The sequence below is a fragment of the Anaerocolumna sp. MB42-C2 genome (assembly GCF_030913705.1).
Lineage (GTDB): Bacteria > Bacillota > Clostridia > Lachnospirales > Lachnospiraceae > Anaerocolumna.
Genome location: NZ_CP133190.1, coordinates 2523789 through 2544887 on the forward strand (window position 1 = coordinate 2523789; position 21099 = coordinate 2544887).

Below are 21099 nucleotides of genomic sequence, written 5' to 3' on the forward strand. Positions count from 1 at the left end.
ATTTACAAGAGAAAGAAGGGGTTTATATGAAAAGGGGTTCCGTTAATAATGCTACACTTATTATTTTATTTAGTATTGCAACCGTACTGGTCCAGTTTGCTGGTTATTACCTTCTGGATTCAAATTACTTAGGTTTTGGTATAGCTGCAATCATTTGCTTCCTGTTCTGCCATATAACTTTAGAACAGACATTAAATTATGAGTTTTGCTTTAGCTATTCTTTACTGAATATTTTTCTATGCACTATTATCATACTGCTTTCTTTTGTGGGAAGTAAAGAGACAATCCTGACTTATCATCCGGTTTTATTTTTGTTTATAGCAATTGACTGGTTTATTCCTCTTTTATACAGTATGATACGCAACTTGGCTGATCATTCACTTAAGTACTCAGATTTTAATGTTTTTTATCGAAATACCAGTATTGTTTTTATTATTTTTTACTTGGCTATTCTTATAGTTTTTCTATTTTTAAGAAATAATTCCTTTGTTTCTTATTTTACTGATATAAATTCCATTAATTATGTTCCATTTTTATCGTTAGCTACCTTAATTGAACACTATATCTCCGGATATTTTACACTGGCAGAGTTAATAAGGTATTTAGCTTTGTGTATCGCACTATTTATTCCTTACGGATTTTACTCGACTCTGATGTTTCGTTACCAGAACCGTATCTTTCGATTCTTTGCTCTTTTATTTCTGCCTCTGGTCATAGAAATTTTACAATTGGTTTTTCTACTTGGTAAATGTGATGTAGACGATGTCCTTTTAGGTTTATTGGGAGGTTTTATGGGTGCAATCCTTTATCATATCGTAAATTCGGTCTACCGTACAATTACTGATGAAGATTTTCTGTATAAACGGACTCGATATTCCTTTTATGGAAGTTCTATTCATTTTTAGATCAGCAAAATGAACTTCTACCAGGCAGATTAAGAATTCCAAAAATTCTTAAGTTCCGTCTCCATTCTATTCGTGTTAACCGGTATATTGGGATACCATTCTCTGGGGAATAAATCTGTATATTGATTCTGTCGGAACCGTTCGTCCAAAAGAAGGATAGCACCTTTGTCCTCCAAGGTTCTTATGACTCTTCCGGCAGATTGCAACACTTTATTCATCCCCTGATATAAATAAGCATAATCAAAACCTCTTCCATTCCTATTATCGTAGAACTTACGGAACAGTTCTCTCTCATTTCCTACCATGGGAAGGCCGGTGCCTACAATAACCGCACCGATCAATCGGTCATTTTTCAAATCAATCCCCTCACTGAAAATCCCACCCATTACGCAAAAACCAATTCTGCTTTTATCCGGATCCAGGGTAAAGTTCTGTAAAAATTCCTCTTTCTCGATTTCTGTCATATTATTTGTTTGTATTACCATACCCTCTAGCTTTCCCTCTGCAAGTTCGGCAACTTGATTTAACATCTGATAGGATGGAAAGAAAACCATATAGTTTCCTTTCCTGGCACCGGTAAAAGCTATAAGGTATTCCACTATCTTTTCGTATTCCTCCTTATTACGTCTGCTATATTTTGTACTTACATCACTGCCTATCATCAGCAGCCGATTCTCTGAGGGAAACGGAGATGGTGCGTAAACTGCATAATCCTCTTCTCTTCCCCCCAATTGCTCTTTATAATACTGAATCGGTAACAGGGTAGCAGAAAAAAAGACCGCACTCTTTCCTTTCTCAAGGCATGCTTTCAGATTATCCGATGGGTCCATACATAATAATTTTATTCGGAATTCACCCTGCTCGTCATAGTCTGTATAGGTTATATATTTATCACTGTATATTTCATAAATACTTAGAAAATGACGGATATCCATAAACAAACCAACTATTTCGTCTCTTCCCTCCGAATCCGGGAATTCCGTTAAATATTCTTCATATTCCGTCATAAGCCTCATCAGATGAAGCACAAAATCAGTTATATCATTGATAACGCTGCAATTATCACAGCTTCTTTTCAGCTTAAGCAAGTCACTGTTGCAAACTTCCAGCCGTTTTTCTAATTTGGGACCATTATAAGGTTTGGGTACATGATTATTGGTTTCAATGAGTTTAACTATTTTCTTTACCGATAAGAATTGATTTTTATATAATACGGCACTGTACATCTCTCTGGCGCGATCTACCAGATTATGCGATTCATCGATTAAAAATACATAATCATTTTTCTTCTCACCAAGGAAAAACCGTCTGAGATAAACATTGGGATCGAAAACGTAATTATAATCGCATATAATAACATCCGCCCAATTGGTTACATCCAGGCACATCTCGAACGGGCAGACTTTATGCTTTTCCGCATAGTTTAAGATTAAATCCCTGGAAATATCATTTTCATTGATTAATAAATCGTAGACAGCATCGTTTACTCTGTCGTAATGACCTTTTGCTCTTTCACAGGAAACCGGATTACAGTTTGATTTATCCAGGATACAGATTTTATCTTTTGCCGTTATGGTTACTGATTTACTGAGAAGACCGCTTTCTTTAAATTTCTGAAAAGTTTCTTCCGCTACCGTTCTCGTAATCGTTTTTGCAGTCAGGTAAAATATCTTACTCACCAACTCCTCTCCCATAGCTTTTATAGTGGGAAATATAGTTGATATGGTCTTACCCACACCGGTAGGTGCTTCAATAAACAGCCTTTTATCCCGAATTATAGTCTTATACACGTTTGTAACAAGTTCTTTTTGGCCAAACCTGTATGGAAAAGGAAACTCTAAAGCTTTTATGCTGCTGTTCCGTATACTGTTCCAGCGAATCTGCCAGGCTGCCCATTTGCCATATTCCTCTACCAGATTCATAAACCAGCTATTCAGCTGCTCATAAGTAAAAGTTTCATGAAAATACTTGAGACTTTCCGATTCCAGGTTACAGTAAGTCAGCCGGATACCTATCTCTTTATGATCATATATCCCCGCATAAATATAGGCATAACACATAGCCTGTGCCCGGTGTACCGGTACCGGTTTTTCCAGATGGCTCAATTCCATATATACACCCTTTATCTCGTCAATTACAATAGCAGGATTCTCCTCCGGTCTGCTGATAATACCATCGGCTCTCCCCTCTACACATAGATCAAAAGTTATCTCCTCACAGGTAATCGGTACGATAATACTTAATGGAAATTCCGCACTATACTCAGAACCCATCTGCTTTTGTATTTTACGATGGATTCTGCTTCCTTCCTGCATTGCATCTGTATCCTTTCTCCCGCCTGTCCGATTATCCAGATCACCGGAACGCAGAATAAACTCAACCAGATTTCTTACGGATATTTTTATTTTATCTCCGGTACCCTTTTCCATATATTTTTCCCCTAAATTAATTTTAATCAATTATTTTATAAACAATAATTTTGATCCTGATAAGTAAAATAAGGCACCTTCCATGTTTTCCATTTCAGATGCCTGTTTTTATGTTTATTATGAATGATTCAGCTTAGATAAATTCCGTATAATCTTCATCATCGTCACCGTAACGGCCATTAGCGTAACCTTTCGTCCAGTCAATATTATTTGTTCTTCTTTGCTTTAATTGAGGTTTGTTCGGTCGTTCCGATTTTTTATTACTAATTTCCTGGCTTTTCTTCTGTATTGCTTTCTTTTCTCTTTCAAGACGTTTAATTGTTTCTAATTTGTCCGGCTGTTGTTCTTTCTCTTTATTTTGTGAACTTTTGTTTCTGGAGTCACCCATTCGTTGGTCTTTTCCGCCGCTATAGCCTTTGCCATACTTATTGTCGCTGTCATAATCCTTATCCTTATTATAACCGCTGCCCTTAAGATCCTTATTTCTACTATAGTTACCCGTTGACTTAGTTTCTTTTAAATCTTTCCCGCCGTAGGGTTTAGAGTCTTTATTATAAGGTTTATTTTCCCTATTATAGGGTTTATTTTCTCGATTATAGGGTTTATTCTCTCGATTAAAAGGTTTGTTGTCTCTGTTTCCTTGTCCGGTAATTCCATTATTTCCGGTTTCACGACTAGTTCCTGGCCTGTGGTTATCGTTTAATCTGGCATTGCCACGATTATCTCTTGGTCTGCTATCATTAGCATTGGTTGTAGCCACTGAATGTTCTCCTCTCTTACTATTAAATACAAAATGAATAGCCATAAACACATGATTTTCTTGACAAATCTATTGTATATTTTATTCTATTTTTATATAAAGTCAATATATTTTTACTAAAAATAAATTTATTTTTATGGATAGATTTACCTTGCAATTTAGCTGTTTATCTGTTAAAGTCAAATTGTATGAAACGATAGAATGGAATCACCATTTTATTGCCATAATATTATTTGCCGGTATAGGAATCCTATTCATAGGCTTACTGAAAGAGAGGTATATTACAATGAGCGAACACGAACACGATTGCGGCTGTGGTGATGGTTGCGGTTGCGGACATGACCACGAACATGATCATGATCATATGAATGTAACTTTAACACTGGATGATGGTACAGATTTAGAATGTGAAGTTTTATGTATCTTTCCAGTTGGAGAGAAAGATTATATTGCACTTGTTCCTGCTGAAAGAGAAGATGAAGAAGACGGAGAAATTTTCTTATATCAGTTCATTGAACATGAAAATGATGAAATTGAATTACTCAATATTGAAGATGATGATGAATTTGAAGCTGTATCCGATGCTTTTGACGAATTAATGGACAGTGAAGAATTTGATGATATGTTTGATGAAGATGACGAAGACGAAGATGATGAAAATTAATATTCGTTAATCAGGCGAATATATTTAATCGGGACCACCAGTGTGAACTGGTGGTTTTTCTGTTATAAGACAGTATAACCTTGTTCCCGATCAGCAATCACCACTGGTTTATATGTATCTTTTCTTCAATGTTAACTTGTTTCTGTTCTATCGTAACGGTTTCCTCAGACGGATATCCGATGGACAAAAAACAGGGCATAAAATAATCTTTCGGATTGCCAATAATTTCTCCCAGATATTCAAGTTCTGCTGCCATGGGAATTCGCATAGCACAAGCCAGTCCTTCTGCTGCGGCTGCTAAAAAAATATTCTCAATACAGCACCATATTGAAGCAAATCCATTAAGTGAACTTAAGGTTTTGGGTGCTAGAAGCGGGGATTTCTGTTTAAAAAATGGCAACACCAGACATCCTCCGTCACGTAACATGGAAAACTGCTTTGGTATTGCATCATAATACATCTTCTGCTGACACTCATCCTTTAGCCTCATAGAGTTCATAATGAAATCCAATCGTTTCTCGGAAACCTTTTTAGGTATTTTCTTTAGTACCTTTTCTATTTCGGTTTTATCATTTATCACAACAAATTCCCAATTCCGTAAATGGTCATTGGTCGGAGCCTTTAGCCCTGCTTCCAAAATTCTTTTTATTACTTTCATATCTACCGGTTCTGCTTTAAAATCCCTGACCGTCCTTCTGTTATCCACCACTTCATAAAAGTCCATAATTTTCTCCCTTATCACATAAAATATTCCTTTAGGCAATTGCAAAGCTATATAGTCTTCTGAATATACCATAAACTAGTTTTGCAATCACCTATATTATTCCTTATTCCTGATATGCTTAACCGTTTATAATTATAGCACATATGTTCTATTTTGGCAATAAGTGGTAAATATTTATTAGAATTCTTTAACTTTAATGTAAGTAATAAACCATCAATACTCAAAAGTCCCCTTTATTATTTTAAAGTCAGAAGTTTATTCTGGATGCAATATTCTAAATCCAGGGTACGTTCTTTTTTTAGTTCATCAAAATAAATGATAAGTTTTCCCTGGGCATTGGACTTTATCGTACCTGCACCATAGGATTTGTGTTCAATTTTAGTTCCGGCTTTTAAGGCTTCCCGGTCCAATAACATCTCTCCGACAAATCTGGAACAGGATAATTCTTTATTGTATCTTTCCTTTACAGAGTAGATATGCAGGTATTCCTTGGCTCTGGTGACTGCCACATAAAATAGTCTTCTCTCTTCTTCCATATCCGCTTCCAGCACCGCCTTTCGGTGGGGTGTAATACCCTCATTGGCATCTACAATAAAGACCACTTTATATTCCAACCCTTTTGAGCCATGCATGGTAACCAGAGCAACACTATTTTTATCCTGCTTCTGGCTCTGGACCTGTTTTTTTAATTCCTCCTGATACTCTTCTATGTGGCGAAACCACTCTTCATATGTCTTAAATTCCCTGGTGGATTCCTGCAATTCATTTAAAGTATCCATTAATTCTTCTGCTTTGATTCTGCGAAATGCTGCATATTCAGTCAGGTAGTCCTCATATCCGATACCTTTTCGTATATAATTAATGGCTGCATAAGGACTTTTGTTCTTTAGAAATTCCAAATCATATTCCAATTTATCAATCCGGTCTAACATCCATTCCTTATCCCCGTAATATTCCCGTAACTTTATAAAGTCCACCTTAGGTTCCGCAAAGCATTCCCGGCTTATATAACGCTTCGGCCGGTTTGCTATTTGTAAAAAATATGACCTGTCCCGATAACCCATAGCTAATTTCATATAAGTAATGATATTAACCGATATCCAGTGGTCATATAGATTGGGTATTATATCTCTCATTTGAAAAGGCACATTAAATTCCATTAATTTATCAATTAAAGCTCTGGGCTGGGTATTGGTACGAAACAAGACCGCCATATCAGAAAAAGGAATACCCATCTTATAATATTGCAGAATATTGGCAACTACCAGGCTGTTTTGTTCTTTTAATTCTTTAAAAGATTTCATTATAACTTCCTGTCCGCCCTGTCTATTGGCTTGAATATTTTTAGGGAACCGTTTTGTATTATTCTTAACAAGTCTGGCTGCGCATTCCACGATTTTTTCAGTAGACCGGTAATTCACATCTAGCTGGACCTGTTTCCCTTCCGGATAATCTTTATTAAAATTCAGCATAATCTCGGGTTTTGCACCACGAAAACGGTAGATAGACTGATCGTCATCACCAACGATAAATAGATTATTTTCCGGTAATGCCAAAAGTCTTATAATATCATATTGTACCTTATTAATATCTTGGAATTCGTCTATTAAGATATATTGAAACTTTTTCTGCCAGATTGCCAGAATATCTGCCCGCTCCCTAAATAGTTCATAACATAAAACCAACATGTCATCAAAATCAATTAAATTTGCTTTACGGAGCCTGTTTTCATAAGACTTATAGATTTTCTTGAATATTTCTTCAGAACAGTTTATGGAATAATAGTGCTCTAAATCCATCCTCTCGCCTTTGATCAGGCTGATTTCGGAGGTTATATTTAATATAAATTCTTTTTCATCTTCGATTTCCATATCCAGATGTTCAATTATTTCCCGGAAGAACTGATTTTTCTGATCTTCTCTAATAATGTTGGCAGCACTATAATGATAAGCATATTTTAATATGGTAAAGAATACGGCATGAAAAGTTCCAAAGTTAACACCTTGTCCCTTCCCTCCCGTTAAACGGATAAACCGCTCTTTCATTTCCTCTGCTGCTGCTTTGGTAAAAGTAATTACCAGAATATTCTGGGGGTTAACCCCACACTCACTGATCAGATATTCTGTTCTTCTGGTAATTACCAGAGTTTTACCGGAACCGGGCCCAGCTAATACCAGCATGGGCCCTTTGTTATGATGAATTGCTGTTAATTGTGACTGATTGATATCCATAGGCATTACCTGCTGCTTAATTTATCAATTGCAAGCTTAATACGACGGATACTTTCCTCTTTGCCAATGATATTCATGATTTCGTAAGCGCCTCCGGGTGTGGACTGTTTACCGGAAACCGCAGTTCTGACCGGCCATAAGCCCATACCGTTTTTAATCCCTTTTTCTTTGATATATCCCATAATTACTTCTTCAATTCCGGCTACGGAATAATCATCGAGTGCCTCTAATAAAGGTAATTGTTCTTTAAGGATATTTAAAGAAATTTCTTCGTCGGTTTTCATTTTCTTATGAGTATACATAGAAGTATCATATTCCGGTATGGCCTCAAAGAAATCTATCATATCTTTTATATCTAAGAAGGTTTCAATTCTTGATTTTACTAAATCCGCGATTTTCTTTAAATCCAGATCTTTATGGATTACTTCACGGATATAAGGAATCGCAAGCTCATAATAAGCCTCATTGTCCATCTTTTTAATATATTCACTGTTCATCCATCTAAGTTTTGCCATATCGAAAACCGCAGGGGATTTATTAATATGGTGGTAGTCAAATTCTTTTATTAATTCCTCTAAGGAAAAAATCTCTTCATTCGTACCGGAACTCCAGCCAAGCAATGCAATAAAATTAACAATTGCCTCTGTAACAAAACCTTGTTCCAATAAATCTTCAAAAGAGGAATGTCCGCTTCGTTTGGACAATTTCTTATGCTCTTCATTGGTAATTAACGGACAATGTACATAGATTGGTTCTTCCCAGCCAAATGCATGATAAAGTCTGGTATATTTCGGTGATGAAGAAAGATATTCGTTACCTCGGACAACATGGGTAATAGACATTAAATGGTCATCTACTACATTGGCAAAATTGTAGGTGGGGTATCCATCGGATTTAATTAAAATCATGTCGTCTAATTCTGCATTGTCAACCGTAATATCACCGTATATGGCATCATGAAAAGTAGTGGTGCCCTCCAACGGGATATTCTGCCGGATAACATAAGGAATCCCTGCTGTGAGGTTTGCTTCGATTTCTTCTTTGGATAAATGTAAACAATGTTTATCATATTTTACAATCTCTTTATCTTCTTCCGATACAACACTCTTAAGGGTCCCTAATCTTTCTTTCGTACAGAAACAGTAATAAGCTTCCCCTTTTTTTATTAATTGTTTTGCATATTCCATATAGATTCCGGTAGCCTGACGTTCACTTTGTACATATGGTCCGCATCCGCCGTCTTTGTCAGGTCCTTCATCATGAATCAAACCGGTTAATTTCAAAGTTTTATATATGATTTCAGTCGCACCCTCTACGAATCTTTCCTGGTCGGTATCTTCTATTCTAAGAAGAAAATCTCCACCCTCATGTTTTGCAATCAGGTATTCATATAATGCTGTTCTTAAGTTTCCTACGTGCATTCTGCCGGTTGGACTCGGTGCATATCTGGTTCTTATTCTGTTCATGTTTATCCCTGCTCCTACTATAATCTATTTTCTATCTATTGTATCTTTCACTATTTTACCTGATTTGTTTATAAAAATTATATAGCAAATATCAGGTTTATATAGGTTATAATATAATCCATGTACCAGGTTCTGTCAAGTCTAACCAAACAGGCAAAAGTTATAACTATTTGAATTTAGTTAATTTTTCCGAGTTTATCAAAGACCGGCATTAATTCTATAAGAAACTACATACATTGATGGGTTTTGTCCCTTGTTTTTTATACCAATAGATAATAATATTAATTTATTACTTTGAAAACTTAAAATTCAATATTCGTCTAATTATCTAGAAAGACGGGTACTTCAAAGCCATTTACTACCAAAATTCAACAAATAGAAAGAGGTGTTTAAGAATATGTATCAGGCAAATGAGAAACGTTATGATATTATGCAATATAACCGCTGCGGTAAAAGCGGCCTGAAGCTGCCTGCTTTTTCTCTCGGTTTATGGCATAACTTTGGGTCAGTTAATAATTATGAAAATATGGTGGATCTGGTAACCACTGCCTTTGATTATGGTATTACACATTTTGATATTGCTAATAATTATGGTCCGAAACCAGGTTCAGCAGAAGAAAACTTCGGTAAGATTCTTAAGAAGGAATTAAAACCCTACCGGGATGAATTAATTATATCTACAAAAGCCGGTTATGACATGTGGCCGGGACCTTATGGAGATTGGGGCAGCCGAAAATACCTTGTATCCAGTCTGGATCAGAGCCTTAAACGACTTGGTCTTGATTATGTTGATATCTTCTATCATCACAGACCGGATCCGGAAACACCTTTGGAAGAAACTATGGGAGCTCTTGATCATATCGTCCGTTCCGGCAAAGCTTTATATGTTGGCATCTCTAACTACAATGCGAAAGATACTGCCAGAGCAGCTGAAATTCTAAAAGAATTAGGCACTCCTCTTTTAATACATCAGCCAAACTACAGTATGTTTAACCGTTGGGTCGAAGATGACCTCCTTACCGTATTGGAAGAAAACGGTGTCGGCAGTATCGCTTTCTGTCCGTTAGCTCAGGGACTTTTAACCGATAGATATCTACAGGGTATTCCTGCCGATTCCAGAGCTGCAGACCCCAGGAGTAGATTTTTAAATACAGATTCTGTTACGGAAGAGAAAGTAGAGAAAGTAAGAAAACTGGATATCCTGGCTAAAGAACGCGGACAGAGTATGGCACAACTGGCTCTTGCCTGGGTACTCAGAAAAGGCAGAATAACTACTGCATTAATCGGTGCAAGCAAATCTTCTCAAATAATAGAAAATGTCGAAACTTTAAAAAATCTTGATTTTACACAACAAGAATTAGATGCAATCGAAACAATCTTAGGTTAAGTGCAAACAAAGTGGCTGAAAAACAACTAAATGGTACACAAATCCTGTCTTCAGGTACCATGTAATTGTTTTTCAGCCACTTTGTTTATGTCTATTTCTGTATAAAAACTACACTTTTCAACAATTTTATTGCTAAATTGCCTGTTGTCTTATAATTTATACAATTGATTCATATATTCTTCAATACTAAGACCGCTGTTCATAATATCCATCATAGTTGATGTAAGCATAAATACAAATAAAATGATTGCAATTACGGATATAATAAGGCTTGCTCTAGCCCAATTTTTTTTGCTTTTCGGTGTATCACTTCCAAAAGCCCATACAAACATCATCACTAGATAAATAAAAATTCCTACAATAGGAATGAAAGGTAACAGCATGGTTCCCATCCAGTTACCGAATGAAATTGGTTTTTCATTTCCTGTACTTTCTATTTCCATACTTTTATCTTTTCCTATTGAATAATCCTCCTGACGGATTGGTATATTTTCACGAAAAGAGGTTCCGCAATATTCACAGTAGTTCGCATTTTCATTCGCTGTATTTCTTCCACAAGCTTTACAAACCATTTGTTATCTTCCTTTCTTATCTGTACTTATTCCCTCTGATAAACCATCCTATCCATTATAACACATTCGAAAAAAAATCCAAATAAAAATATTATGAAACAATATAAAAGACCTTGCTATATGAGATTTTAACCTTTTGAGGCTCCAGCCATATTAAAGCCTTTTGACATATAATTCTGCGATAAAATGTATAGAATAATGGAAGGAAGCGCATAAAGAGCTGAATAAGCAGCAAGTTCGCCATATGCAATCATTCCATAATTTCCGAAGAATTGATAAAGTTTTACAGATGCAGGAAATTTTTCCAGAGTTTGCAATAAAATATAAGGAACAAAGAAATTACCCCAGCTGCCGGAGAATGTAAATATTGCTGTAACACAAATACCAGGAAGCATTAACGGTGCTATTACCTTTCTGATACTGGTAATGGTAGATGCCCCATCTACTTTAGCGGCCTCCTCCAACTCAATTGGTACTCCGTCCATAAAATTTTTCATTAGCCAAATGCCATAAGGTAAGGAGGTTGCCGTTAAAAATAAAATAACTCCTATAATACTGTCATATAATCCAATAGATAAAAAAAGTTTAAATACTGGGACCATAACTGTTGTCATTGGTAAAGACGTCATAAATAGTATTGTATATAGAAACATTTTACGGTAACGCAGTTCGTATCTGGATAAAGGGTATGCAGCAAGACCCGCTATGATTACTACACATATAGATTGAACGAATGAAATAACAAGACCGATCGCAAATCCTCTTAAATTAGCGTGTTCCAATAGTACTTTCCTATAATTTCCGATTGTCCAGGATAATGGTATTTTTAAAGACTGTGCTGCATCCGCATCAAAGGAAGCAATTATAACCCACATTAAAGGTAACATAAATACAATAGATAAAATTATCAGTATGAGGTAAGGAATTGTTTTATCCGATCTCTTTCTTTTCAAAATACCACCTCTCTATTCTTTGATAAGTCTTGTGTAAATAACACCAAAAACAATACCAATAACTAAAAGTATCATAGAGATTGCGGTTCCATATCCTAGTTGATAACTTACAAAAGCCTGTTTATACATAAAGATTGGTAAAGTTAACGTCTTCATTCCCGGACCACCGCCTGTCATGGTATAAATTAAACCAAATATACCTAAGGTAGAGAGGGTATTAAGCATCGTATTTGTTGCGATTGTATTTTTAATATTCGGTAAGGTAATATTTATCAGCTTCTGATACCGGTTGGCTCCGTCTACTTTTGCAGCATCTTCGATATCGTTTGGTACTCCATCTAATGCAGACTGAAAGTTCATCATGGAAAATGCGGTCCCATGCCATATATTCGATAAAACAACCGTAAGCATTGGGAATTTATATAACCACTCAACCGGCTTAAGATGCAAAGTTTGCAGGATTACATTTAAAGTTCCGGAATCTCCGAAAAAAGTACTGCAGCATAATGCGACAACAATCTCCGGCATTACCCATCCTGCCAATATGCAAGGACCTATAAAGCTACGGAAAATTTTATTGCAATTTTTCATATAACTGGCTAACGTAAAACCCAAAATCTGCTGACCGATTAAACTTCCTGTTAAGAAAATCAGTGTATTTAAAATACTGATTTTTACAGATGGATCTTCAAACATTTTCCCATAGTTTTTCAATCCGACAAAATCAAGGGTTTTCGCATTTTCCCCTGTTAATGCAAGATTTGTGAAAGAATAATAAACCGTTAAAAGTATTGGCAAAACAAAAAATACTGCCAGCATAACAACAGCCGGAATCAGTAAAACTGATTTACTTACTTCATCTTCTAAAACATCTTTTCCGGATGCATTCACCGCTCTCATGACTTAAGCCTCCTTTCCTTTTATTTCCATAATAAAACCTCTAAAAATTAACTCACCCCCAAAAAAATGAGCGGTTTCCGGTTGCAGTTAAACTGGCAACGTTATACCGCCCACTTGAATATTATTTATTATTTAGAAATAACATTATCTTCTCCAACCGTTCTTGTTACATCTACAGCATAGGTTGCCATTGCATCTTCCGGATTAGCACCGGATACAACGGATTCAACCATTGTCTGGATACTGGTGGAAACTGCCGAATATTTACTGTCTTTCGGTCTGAAAGCCGCATCTTGTAAGAATTTGGTGGCAGTAGCTATGAAAGGCTGTTTTGAGTATCTTTCATCATCTGTAATATCAGCTCTTGTTCCGATGCCTCCCGTTTCAATGATTGCATCAATATAAACGGATGGGTCCATTAAATGTTTAATAAATTCCATAGTGATGTCTTTGTTATGGGATTTAGCTGGAATGGACCACGCCCAACCACCTGCTAATGTAACAGTACCTGTACCGTCACCTTTTTCGGTAGGCATAGCAGTAAATCCCAATACAACTTTATATTCCGGCCATGGTGATGCACCGGTTTCCAGATAATTGCCGGTAATCCAATTACCATCTAATGATATTGCAAGCTTACTTTGCGGTAAGTATTCTCTTGCTGAAGTATTACTTGCCTGGCCATTTAAAACTTTCGATAATGGCGGCCCAAAATTGTTTTTATATATTTTATCAAGGAATGTTAAGGAATCCACTATACCCGGGCTGGAGATAACCCATTTACCGGTAGCTTCATCTAATAATCTTTCTCCGGTCCCATAAAGAAGCATCTCATATGTTTGCATGGATGTCGCTTCACCTGTAGCTACCGCTGAATTACACCAGAAAGGTATTACGTCAGGAACTCTGTCTTTGATTTTCTTACAAGCGGCAAGAATATCATCCCACGTCTTTGGATCCCAGTCTTCCGGTAAACCGGCTTTTTTAAAGATCTCTTTGTTATACCATAATCCACGGGTATCGGTTGTATACGGAACACCATATACTTTGCCATCTGCAGCAGTAACACCCGCTTTTAAGGAATCATAATAAGAGCCATCTGTCCAGTCAGCATAATCTTTTAGATAATCATCTAATGGAGTGAGATATCCTGCTTCAACATCTGTTGCAAGCTGAAAGGTATCCTCTGTCACTAAATCAGGTGCTGTTTCTTCTGACTGTAAGGAAAGAGCAATTTTAGCAAAATAATCACCTTCGGAAGCAGTAATTGGAGCAATATTTAATTCACAGTTGTCTTTTTTTTCGAAACTGTCATAAGCAGTTTGCAGCCACTTCCATATTGCACCGTTTTCGCCTTGGCCGTCATCCCTGAATGTTACGGTTATTACGCTTTTTGCGGATGCAGATTCAGGCTCTGTAGTTATAGCTTCAGCAGTAATTTCCCTTGTATTTGAATCAGTTGCCTCTGTATCTTTATTACCTGCAGAATTTGATTCACTACATGCGGTAAGTGTTAAACCCATTAAAATCACCAGCAATAAGCTCAATAACTTCTTCATAGTAATACCTCTCCTTTTTTGAATAAAACATTGGGAGTTTATTAATCATTTTTCACTTATTATTCATTCCAAAGATTTAAGGTAATATCTCCTCCTCCGCACCATATTAATAATCCGGCTCTGATGCTAAGCTGTCCCTTTACGTCCCCTCAAGTAAAAACTTTTATGCCGATATCATTATATCCTAACATAGATTGAATTATTTATCAATCTTTCCGTTCAACGGATGGAAACACAACACTTTACGCCCTGCTGTTAAGTCTTTCATTTCCGGTCTTGATTTTCTGCATTCATCTGTAGCATAAGGACAACGGGGAGCAAATTTACAATAGGTAAGTGCATACTCTTTGTCCTCCGTATCCGGCATTACTAATTCCTGATCCCACTTCTCTCCTACCCTTGGAACTGCGTTCATCAGGAGTTCTGTATACGGATGTGCCGGATCATCCATGATTTCTTTTGCCTGTCCATATTCGATCAGGCAGCCTCTATATAAGGTTGCAATATAATCCGAAACATAATAAGCAGTTGATAGATCATGGGTAACATAGATGAAAGAAACATTGTACTTATCCTTAAGTTCTTTAAACAGATTTACAATGTTCATTTTCATGGATGCATCAATAGCAGCAACCGGTTCATCGGCTATGATAAGCTTTGGTCTGGTTATAAGTGCTCTTGCTATTGAAACTCTCTGCAGCTCCCCACCTGAAAACTGGGAAGGATATTTACCCTTTACTACTTCAAGTGACATACCTACACTTTTAAGGGTATCATCAACTATCTTTTCGGCTTCTTTGTAGTTCTTAGCGATCTTTAATCTAAGTGCAGTATTAAACAAGTACGTATCTACTGTTTTACGCATGGAAAAAGATTCATAGGGATTCTGAAATATCGGTTGCACGTCAAGTCTGAATTGAAAGGGATTGTATCCTTTATGATCTTTATAAGATCTGCCGTTAAGAACGATATCACCCTGGTCTGGGTCATGCAGACGCAGTATCATCTTACATAATGTAGACTTGCCGCAACCGGACTCACCTACTATGGAAAGGATAACCGGCTTACCGGCATCGATATTAATACTGACATCATCCACAGCTGTAAGTTTCTTTTTACTAAGTAATCCACCAATTTGAAAAAATTTACTAACATTATTAATTTCAAGTAGTTTTTCTGACATCTTACACCACCCCCTTGTTCAGTAAATGACAGGCTGCGAAACGCCCTTTCTCAACTTCACGAAACTTTGGTACCGATTTTTTACATTCTTCGGTTGCCTTTGGACAGCGAGGTGCAAACCTGCAGCCCGGAGGCGGATTGGTAAGTGCAGGCGGTCTTCCCGGTATTCCTGTTTTCTGACTCTTATCACCTACCCGTGGCAGCGCACCTACCAGCATCTTAGTATACGGATGGATTGGTCTTTCGAAAATATCTTCTGTCTTACCAAGTTCAATCATACTTCCAGAATACATAATACCCATACGATCCGTTATCTGATAATGTACGCCCATATCATGGCTTACGATTACCATGGTGTTTTTTAACTGCTTTTGAAGACGCATAAGCATCATAAGTATTCCCCGCTGTACAACAACATCAAGAGCAGTAGTCGGTTCATCCGCCAGAACTACATTAGGTGACATAAAGGTAGCCAATGCAATAATAACACGCTGCCTCATACCTCCCGAAAGCTGGAAAGGATATGCATTAAGTAAATCCGGAGAGAGACTGAGCTCTTCTAAATAAGCAGCAACCCTCTTTAAAGTCTGTTCTTTCGTTTCATTTTTTCTATCTGCTTTCGGAATCGAATCCAAAAACTGATTTTTTAACGGAACTATTGGGTTTAATACACTCTGTGCTGCCTGAGGCACATAGGAGATATTATTCCACCAGGTATCTCTAATCTGGCCTGTCTCATAGGAGAACTCTTTCCCGTTTTTTTGACCGCTCAGGATAAGTTTACCCGAGTCAACCACCAGGGGAAATTCAATAATATCATACAGAGCTTTTAAAAGCGTCGTCTTACCACAGCCTGATTCGCCGGCTATTCCGAATATTTCATTATCATATATTTCAAAATCCACATCGTTAATTACGTGAACAGGTCCGTCAATTGTTGTATACGAAGTGGATAAATGGTCTATTTTTAACATCTTAACCTCTTTCCTGAATATACAATTTCCAATTGTATATTCATTAATCCGTAATTGAAAAATCAGCTGTTTAATTTTTCAATACTATCTTCCTCTCTTCCTTGCTAAGTAATCATTGTAGCCTGTTATGAGGAGAAACAGTCCGATAAACATTACAGCCGTAGCTACGATCGGAGAGCCTATCCAGAACCACTGCTTCGTGAAGATAGCATTACGGGCTCTTGCCCATTGGATCATATTACCAAGGGAGATCAGATTACCGGGTGACAGACCCAGAACAGCAAGGCTTGATTCAGAAGCTATAGCCGCCAGAGTAGCATTCATAAAGTTGGAGAGTGCCCAGGTAAGCGCATAGGGAAGAATCTCTGTTACAACCACCTGAACGGTACCCTCACCTGAAAACCATGCGGTATGAATAAAATCCCTCTCACGCATGGAAAGCGCCATGGAACGGATCTGACGGCTCGGCCAGGCCCATGCAAACATGGCCAGTACCAGTGCCATTACAAAAACCGTAGAGGTTCCTTTCATAAATGAAGTCATCAATATAAGAATCGGAAGGGACGGTATTACAATAAACGTATCGGTTACAACCGTAAGTACCCGGTCCAGCCACCCTCCTGAAAATCCTGCCAGAAGTCCCACAAATACACCTGCAACCGTACCGATGGTTGCTACAATCAGACCGATAAGGAGTGAATTATGTATCGCTTCTATGAGTAGCCATACAACATCCTGCCCCATACTCGTGGTACCCAGCCAGTGTTCGGACGTAGGCCCTAACTTACTTGGATAAGAATTAAAGGTAAACGGATCGATATGTGGTAAAAAGTATATAACAAAACCTATAATAACAAAAAAAGCGGTCATGACTAATCCTGCTTTTAAACTGAAATTGGTATTTCTCCAAAACTTCTTCACAATTTCCACCTCTTTCTCTTAGCTGTACCTGATTCGTGGGTCGATAAATGGGTATATCAGGTCCACAATCAAGGTTGCTGTCGATATTGCTACAATAGAAATCGTGATACATCCAAGTATCATGTTATAATCCGACATCAGGATCGCCTTTTGTACCAGCGAACCGACACCCGGATATCCGAATACAATTTCTGTCATAATGGAACCGCCGAATACACCGCCAAGACTCATTGCCAACGCGGTAACCTGAGTCAGAATGGAATTTCTGAATACATAAGCTGTTCCGATGGTACCCTCTGAAAGTCCTCTGTAACGGGCAAAAAGGACAAAATCTTCCTCTGAGGTTGTACCTGCAAGGGATTTCATGGATATAATCCACCAGCCTGTACCTACTAACAGCATGGCCAAAGCCGGAAGAATCGACGCCTTAAGGAGCGATGCAAACAAAACTGCGAAATTACCCTGCGTGTTTATCGTAGCCTGAATCGGAAACCATCCCAAAACAAATGAAAATACAATCTGCAGTACCAGCGCTATAATAAAATAAGGAACAGGATAGATACAGATAGCTACTCCCTCCAGAATCTTGGAAGAAAGTTTGTTTTTTCTAAAACCGGCAAGAAGTCCGATTATATTACCAATGATCCAGGCAATGATGGTGGTTGTCAGTGAGAGAAAAAGTGTATAAGGCAAATACATGCCGATGATCTGTCCTACCGGAGTCGGGTAACTCATTAGGGAAGGACCGAAATTAAAATGCAATAAGCCATTCCAAAGGAAAGTACCATATTGTTTAAGTAAGGAACCCTCAAGACCAAACTGAACCCTGAGCTGTGACCTAAGTGCCTCCATTTGTGCAGGATCCATCTGACCGGAACGGGACTGGATCTGACCGATCATGTTTTCAACCGGATCGGAAGGAAACATTCGGGGTATAAAAAATATAAAAGTAATACCAATCCACACGGTCAACAAATAGGTTAAAAATCTTAGACCGAAATATTTACGAAACTTCAACTGCTTCACTCCTTTTTTTGTCAAAAATAATTTAATTAAATGCTGCTACTGCCCGGTGATTGCCACCAGGCAGTAAACAAAGCATCTATATTACAGTAACCAATATTCTTTAATCGGATATGCGGCAGTAAAAGCACCGCCTTTCATCAGAAAATTGATAATTAATTGTAATTTCTGATAAGTTCTACTATAAGTACAAAACCCTTTAATCTTACTTAACTGGTGAAATCTCTGTTGTTATATATTTAAAGCAGCTCCACCACCACCATGGACCATTGTAAGGATTTTCTGAATTCGGATAGTTATTCCAGTATGTGCTGTTGGTAGGAACGAATTTAACACCGGAATGGAAACCAATAAATGGAAGTTCTTCTATTGCATTCTTGAAAAATTCCTGACCCAGTTCATAAGCTTTCGGATCATCCGGTGAAAGTTTTGCTAATTCATGAATAATTTCAGTCGCTCTGTCATTCTTCCAGCGAGTTCCCTGACCGGAACCTTTTTCTCCCATCGGAGCAATAAGATCAGCATCCCAGCCATTGATCTGTGAATAGATATCTTTGGTTATGAAACCGGTAGGCCAGTATCCTGCTATATCATAATTACCTGTTTGGCCATTGGTATCCCATGTTGCACTGGATTCACTAACAAGATTGATCTTGAATCCAAATTTTGTAAGTTGGTCATAAGCCGCCTGAACACCACGTCCTGCCTGAGCTTCGGTATCTGCTAAATAAGTCATATTAAATGTGAAAGGTTTTCCGTTAAAATACCAGCCGTCATCTTTTTTCTCAAGACCTGCTTTAATAAACAATTTCTCTGCTGCAGCGGGATCGTATTTCCAGCAGCCTACACCGAACATATCAACAAGAGCATCGTGATCTGTTGGGATATCATATCCTTTGCCTTTAAGAACTTCTGCCATTCTGTCTGCATAACCTTCGTCGAAAGGTTTCACAGTAGTACCATCACCTAAATCGAGTGAGAAATCTTTCAGCCATGGAAGTAATGGTTTCACATACAGTTCCTGAGCAGCGCTTGTATTGGTAAGGATCGGGAATGGTGACGCACGGCCTACACCGTTAAATATGTTCTGTGATATCTCGTCGAAATTCATTGCAAGTGCAACACCCCAACGGAAATCTTTATTATCAAAAGGAGCACCTTTACCCATAGAGAAAGCTAAACCTTTTGAACAAGGGTCATCACTGGTAGCATATGGGAAGTCTTTATACCAGCATGCGATATTCGGATTCTGAGCAGTCATAACTTCCAACATTTCCGGTGAAACTTCGCAAAGGATATCTACTTCGTTATTGATGAGACTCATCTGACGGGTAGTATCATCGCCAAGATTTCTGAACCATACGTATTTTGCCTGAGGTTCTTTTCCTGTAACAACACCAACGGTACTGTTCTTCCAGTCTTCACGGCGTTCATACAGAATCCATTTTCCTAAATCATCATAAGCCTTTACTGTATATGGACCAGCAACAACAGGTTCGGAATCCTTAAACTGGGTAACATCTGCCTGTTTTGAGTAGATGTGTTCCGGAACGATTCTTAAATCATTACCCCAGATTGTAACACCGAACCTCTGTGCCAAACGAGGAAAAGGTTCATTCGTAACAATCTTAACAGTATAATCGTCAACTTTCTCAACGGATTTAAATACTTGTTTGTAATAAGTACACTGGGGTATACCAGGGTTGTTCATTATCATGTTAAATGTAAATGCAACGTCATCAGCAGTTAAATCTTCGCCGTCAGACCATTTAATACCCTGACGAATCTTAATTGTATGCTCTGTAAAATCTGCATTGGATTCCGGCATACCATCTGCAACTTCGCCGAACTGTTCACCTTTAACAGTATCGATTTCCCACATCATTGCTGACATAAGCTGGTGAATACCGAACCCCATCGATGTTCCCTGCATATAGGAGTTAAATTGTCCTGGTGTGTCAGTAGGTGACTGACATTCAACGATAAGTGTTTCATTTCTTGGAGTTCCAACCTCCGTCATCTCTCCCGATGGCGCAGGTTCTGACTCAGCCCCCGTTTCAGCACTAGCTTTATCCGTCGTACCGGTAGCAGTTTGCGTTTCGGTCGTCGTGTTCTTAGAACTTCCACAGCCTGTAAGCATGGTGGACATAAGAACAAAAGCTAAAAAGAATGCCAATCTTGTGCGCATTACCTTTTTCATATAATACCTCCTTTAATAGAATTTATCTATTTGTTACTTTTCCATATTAACACTTATTGACTTTTCGTAACATTCCAAATTTTTAATAAAGGAGTAAATTATTAATCTCACTTAATATGTGTAATTTTTATTTTTATTTTATTTTTATAGTTTAATTACTATACAAAATGCACAGAAATGCAATTCCTTACATTTCTGTGCATTTTAACCCAGTTTATGGATTTATACTGTGTGACTATCTATCGTTTA

General features: G+C 37.6%; 17 protein-coding genes. 3 read left to right on the forward strand and 14 right to left on the reverse strand.

Annotated features, from left to right (window positions below; all coding sequences use genetic code 11):
* Positions 1 to 26 precede the first annotated feature (26 nt).
* Positions 27 to 905 (forward strand): VanZ family protein, encoded by an 879-nt coding sequence (locus RBU59_RS11080; RefSeq protein ID WP_308147931.1) that lies wholly within the window; start codon positions 27 to 29, stop codon positions 903 to 905.
* 29 nt (positions 906 to 934) lie between these two features.
* On the opposite strand, the gene RBU59_RS11085 is transcribed toward RBU59_RS11080, so the two are convergent.
* Both RBU59_RS11085 and RBU59_RS11090 read right to left on the reverse strand, forming a co-directional pair.
* Positions 935 to 3334, reverse strand: a complete 2400-nt coding sequence (locus RBU59_RS11085) for an ATP-dependent DNA helicase (RefSeq protein ID WP_308147932.1) — start codon at positions 3332 to 3334, stop codon at positions 935 to 937.
* Between the two features lie 133 nt (positions 3335 to 3467).
* Positions 3468 to 4094, reverse strand: a complete 627-nt coding sequence (locus RBU59_RS11090) for a hypothetical protein (protein ID WP_308147933.1) — start codon at positions 4092 to 4094, stop codon at positions 3468 to 3470.
* A 286-nt stretch (positions 4095 to 4380) separates the two neighbouring features.
* On the opposite strand from RBU59_RS11090, the gene RBU59_RS11095 reads away from it, so the two are divergent.
* The gene (locus tag RBU59_RS11095) at positions 4381 to 4758 is read left to right on the forward strand and encodes a DUF1292 domain-containing protein (protein WP_308147934.1); all 378 of its coding nucleotides are present in this window, start codon (positions 4381 to 4383) and stop codon (positions 4756 to 4758) included.
* Between the two features lie 97 nt (positions 4759 to 4855).
* Here the strand turns inward: RBU59_RS11095 and RBU59_RS11100 are convergent, their stop codons facing one another.
* The 3 genes from RBU59_RS11100 to gltX form a co-directional block, all read right to left on the reverse strand.
* Positions 4856 to 5482 carry a nitroreductase family protein gene (locus RBU59_RS11100; protein ID WP_308147935.1) on the reverse strand — a complete coding sequence of 209 codons (627 nt, stop codon included), beginning with the start codon at positions 5480 to 5482 and terminating at the stop codon, positions 4856 to 4858.
* 236 nt (positions 5483 to 5718) lie between these two features.
* Entirely contained in the window at positions 5719 to 7713 is a 1995-nt protein-coding gene (locus RBU59_RS11105; RefSeq protein WP_308147936.1) for an ATP-dependent helicase, read from the reverse strand.
* Positions 7714 to 7718: 5 nt separating this feature from the next.
* Positions 7719 to 9179, reverse strand: coding sequence for a glutamate--tRNA ligase (gltX, locus tag RBU59_RS11110; RefSeq protein ID WP_308147937.1), 1461 nt, complete (start codon positions 9177 to 9179; stop codon positions 7719 to 7721).
* A gap of 397 nt (positions 9180 to 9576) precedes the next feature.
* On the opposite strand from gltX, the gene mgrA reads away from it, so the two are divergent.
* Positions 9577 to 10566, forward strand: a complete 990-nt coding sequence (gene mgrA / locus RBU59_RS11115) for an L-glyceraldehyde 3-phosphate reductase (RefSeq protein WP_308147938.1) — start codon at positions 9577 to 9579, stop codon at positions 10564 to 10566.
* Between the two features lie 149 nt (positions 10567 to 10715).
* Here the strand turns inward: mgrA and RBU59_RS11120 are convergent, their stop codons facing one another.
* The 9 genes from RBU59_RS11120 to RBU59_RS11160 all read right to left on the reverse strand — a co-directional run bounded on the left by RBU59_RS11120 (position 10716) and on the right by RBU59_RS11160 (position 20850).
* Positions 10716 to 11138 (reverse strand): hypothetical protein, encoded by a 423-nt coding sequence (locus RBU59_RS11120; protein ID WP_308147939.1) that lies wholly within the window; start codon positions 11136 to 11138, stop codon positions 10716 to 10718.
* A gap of 128 nt (positions 11139 to 11266) precedes the next feature.
* Positions 11267 to 12091: a carbohydrate ABC transporter permease gene (locus RBU59_RS11125; protein ID WP_308147940.1), complete on the reverse strand. Its 825-nt coding sequence runs from the start codon at positions 12089 to 12091 to the stop codon at positions 11267 to 11269.
* A gap of 12 nt (positions 12092 to 12103) precedes the next feature.
* The gene (locus RBU59_RS11130) at positions 12104 to 12991 is read right to left on the reverse strand and encodes a carbohydrate ABC transporter permease (protein ID WP_308147941.1); all 888 of its coding nucleotides are present in this window, start codon (positions 12989 to 12991) and stop codon (positions 12104 to 12106) included.
* A 128-nt stretch (positions 12992 to 13119) separates the two neighbouring features.
* Positions 13120 to 14550, reverse strand: coding sequence for an extracellular solute-binding protein (locus RBU59_RS11135; protein WP_308147942.1), 1431 nt, complete (start codon positions 14548 to 14550; stop codon positions 13120 to 13122).
* A gap of 199 nt (positions 14551 to 14749) precedes the next feature.
* The gene (locus RBU59_RS11140; protein ID WP_308147943.1) at positions 14750 to 15733 is read right to left on the reverse strand and encodes an ABC transporter ATP-binding protein; all 984 of its coding nucleotides are present in this window, start codon (positions 15731 to 15733) and stop codon (positions 14750 to 14752) included.
* A gap of 1 nt (position 15734) precedes the next feature.
* A complete protein-coding gene (locus tag RBU59_RS11145; protein WP_308147944.1) occupies positions 15735 to 16706 on the reverse strand; it encodes an ABC transporter ATP-binding protein in 972 nt (323 codons plus the stop codon).
* Positions 16707 to 16790: 84 nt separating this feature from the next.
* Entirely contained in the window at positions 16791 to 17627 is an 837-nt protein-coding gene (locus tag RBU59_RS11150; protein ID WP_308147945.1) for an ABC transporter permease, read from the reverse strand.
* 18 nt (positions 17628 to 17645) lie between these two features.
* A complete protein-coding gene (locus tag RBU59_RS11155; protein WP_308147946.1) occupies positions 17646 to 18644 on the reverse strand; it encodes an ABC transporter permease in 999 nt (332 codons plus the stop codon).
* A 211-nt stretch (positions 18645 to 18855) separates the two neighbouring features.
* On the reverse strand, positions 18856 to 20850 hold the full coding sequence (locus RBU59_RS11160) for an ABC transporter substrate-binding protein (RefSeq protein ID WP_308147947.1): 1995 nt from the start codon (positions 20848 to 20850) through the stop codon (positions 18856 to 18858).
* Positions 20851 to 21099: the final 249 nt, after the last annotated feature.

Excerpts from the sequence above, each read along its gene's own strand:
- RBU59_RS11080 (WP_308147931.1), top strand. The coding sequence starts at position 27 with ATGAAAAGGGGTTCCGTTAATAATGCTACACTTATTATTTTATTTAGT.
- RBU59_RS11105 (WP_308147936.1), bottom strand. The coding sequence starts at position 7,713 with ATGGATATCAATCAGTCACAATTAACAGCAATTCATCATAACAAAGGG.
- RBU59_RS11120 (WP_308147939.1), bottom strand. The coding sequence starts at position 11,138 with ATGGTTTGTAAAGCTTGTGGAAGAAATACAGCGAATGAAAATGCGAAC.
- RBU59_RS11130 (WP_308147941.1), bottom strand. The coding sequence starts at position 12,991 with ATGAGAGCGGTGAATGCATCCGGAAAAGATGTTTTAGAAGATGAAGTA.
- gltX (WP_308147937.1), bottom strand. The coding sequence starts at position 9,179 with ATGAACAGAATAAGAACCAGATATGCACCGAGTCCAACCGGCAGAATG.
- RBU59_RS11135 (WP_308147942.1), bottom strand. The coding sequence starts at position 14,550 with ATGAAGAAGTTATTGAGCTTATTGCTGGTGATTTTAATGGGTTTAACA.
- RBU59_RS11095 (WP_308147934.1), top strand. The coding sequence starts at position 4,381 with ATGAGCGAACACGAACACGATTGCGGCTGTGGTGATGGTTGCGGTTGC.
- RBU59_RS11100 (WP_308147935.1), bottom strand. The coding sequence starts at position 5,482 with ATGGACTTTTATGAAGTGGTGGATAACAGAAGGACGGTCAGGGATTTT.
- RBU59_RS11140 (WP_308147943.1), bottom strand. The coding sequence starts at position 15,733 with ATGTCAGAAAAACTACTTGAAATTAATAATGTTAGTAAATTTTTTCAA.
- mgrA (WP_308147938.1), top strand. The coding sequence starts at position 9,577 with ATGTATCAGGCAAATGAGAAACGTTATGATATTATGCAATATAACCGC.
- RBU59_RS11145 (WP_308147944.1), bottom strand. The coding sequence starts at position 16,706 with ATGTTAAAAATAGACCATTTATCCACTTCGTATACAACAATTGACGGA.
- RBU59_RS11085 (WP_308147932.1), bottom strand. The coding sequence starts at position 3,334 with ATGGAAAAGGGTACCGGAGATAAAATAAAAATATCCGTAAGAAATCTG.
- RBU59_RS11160 (WP_308147947.1), bottom strand. The coding sequence starts at position 20,850 with ATGAAAAAGGTAATGCGCACAAGATTGGCATTCTTTTTAGCTTTTGTT.